Origin of the sequence: Streptomyces diastatochromogenes (assembly GCF_002242805.1) — a bacterium.
Classification (GTDB): domain Bacteria; phylum Actinomycetota; class Actinomycetes; order Streptomycetales; family Streptomycetaceae; genus Streptomyces; species Streptomyces diastatochromogenes.
In genome coordinates this window covers 1-1,577 of the sequence record NZ_MCGQ01000170.1, presented here as the reverse complement: position 1 = coordinate 1,577, position 1,577 = coordinate 1, and the positions used below count along the sequence as shown (strand labels likewise).

Here is a 1,577-nt window from a genome sequence, read left to right as displayed (position 1 = left end):
ACCCGGTCGCGCAGGGCCTGGCCGGCGCGGGTCGCGCTCACGACCACGGCGCGGCGGTCCCGGTCGGAGGGTTTGCGGGTGACGAAGCCGGACTGCTCCAGGCGCTGCAGCATCTTGGTCACCGTGGAGGGATCGAGGCCCAGCGTCTTGATCAGATCGGCCTGGCGCTGTTCGCCCTGTTCCCACAGCTGCATCATCAGCAGCTCCTGCCCGGGGTACAGGCCGGTCTCGCGCAGCAGACTGCCCGCCATGATCCGGTGTACACGGGCGGCGCGGAAGATGGCCTCGCTCATCGGAGCGTCGGCGACGGTCGGTACCGCATCGTCTTTGCCCTGGACCGATTCGGACGCTGGCGGCATGGTTGCTGTTCCTCCTTGCATGGCAGTGCGAGTCGCTTGCCAGAAATCATCTCACCCGTACTAAATTGGTCGGCCAATAGAGTGATGTGCGGCGACCAGCCCTTGCCTGCGGAGTGAACCCATGACCCTGCCTGTGCTCTTCGGTGCGAACGTCGATCCGGTGTGGGGGGAGGGTGATCAGCCTCTGCGGTACGCCCTGCAGGCGGACCGTGCCGGCCTGGACCTCGTCACCGTTCAGGATCACCCCTATCAGCAGGCGTTCCACGACACATGGACCCTGATGGCGTTCCTCGCGGCCCGCACCGAACGGGTGACCTTCGTCCCCACGGTGGCCAACCTGCCGCTCAGGCCGCCGGCGATGCTGGCCAAGGCCGCCGCCAGCTTCGACCTGCTGTCGGGCGGGCGCCTCCAGCTGGGGCTGGGTGCCGGCGCCTTCTGGGAGCCGATCGCGGCCATGGGTGGCCCCCGCCGGGGTAAGAAGGAGGCCGTCGACGCGCTGATCGACGCCATCGACGTGATCCGGGCCATGTGGAGCGGCGAGCGGACGGCGCGGGCGGGCGGTGAGTACTACCGCGTGGCCGGCATCCACCCGGGGCCCACGCCGTCGCCGTCACTGGGCATCTGGCTAGGCGCCTACGGGCCCCGCATGCTGAAGCTGACCGGTGCCAGGGCCGACGGGTGGATGCCTTCGCTGTTCTCTCTCGGGCTGGACCGCCTCGGCGACGCCGTCGCCCGCGTCGACGAGGCCGCGGCGCGGGCGGGCCGCGACCCCGGTGCGATCCGCAAGGTCTACAACCTCAACGGGCTCATCGAACCGACCTCCCGCGGCGACTTCCACGGTCCGGTCGGGCAGTGGGTCGAGCAGATCGCGCAGGTGCACCGCGAGCACGGCATGAACGGGTTCGCCTACTGGCCGGACGGGGATCACGAGCGCCAGCTGGGCGTGTTCGCCCACGAGGTGGTTCCGGCCGTCCGGCAGGCTCTCGCGACGCCCTGAGCGCAGGCTGCGAGCGCGTGTCACCGGTCCGTTTCGCCATGTTCCGCACCCGGGGAATACCTGCCGCGTGGCGTACGCTGAGGGAAACGATTGGTCGGCAAAGTAAATCTGGCCGGTCAATCCGTGGATCAGCCGGCACGGCTGGTCCGCTCGCTCAGAGAGGTTCCTCGCATGTCCGCAGAGTCCTTCACGGCCGACAACACGGCGATGCTGCTCATCGA

2 protein-coding genes are annotated in these 1,577 nt (G+C 69.1%); one reads left to right on the top strand and one right to left on the bottom strand.

Annotation, left to right across the window (positions count from 1 at the left end; translation table 11 throughout):
* Nucleotides 1–359 (bottom strand): MarR family winged helix-turn-helix transcriptional regulator (locus BEK98_RS47425; RefSeq protein ID WP_094222978.1); only part of this gene is annotated, 359 nt, incomplete at its 3' end.
* Between the two features lie 121 nt (nucleotides 360–480).
* Between BEK98_RS47425 and BEK98_RS47420 the strand changes: the two genes are divergently transcribed.
* A complete protein-coding gene (locus tag BEK98_RS47420) occupies nucleotides 481–1,356 on the top strand; it encodes an LLM class flavin-dependent oxidoreductase (RefSeq protein ID WP_094222977.1) in 876 nt (291 codons plus the stop codon).
* Nucleotides 1,357–1,577 lie beyond the last annotated feature (221 nt).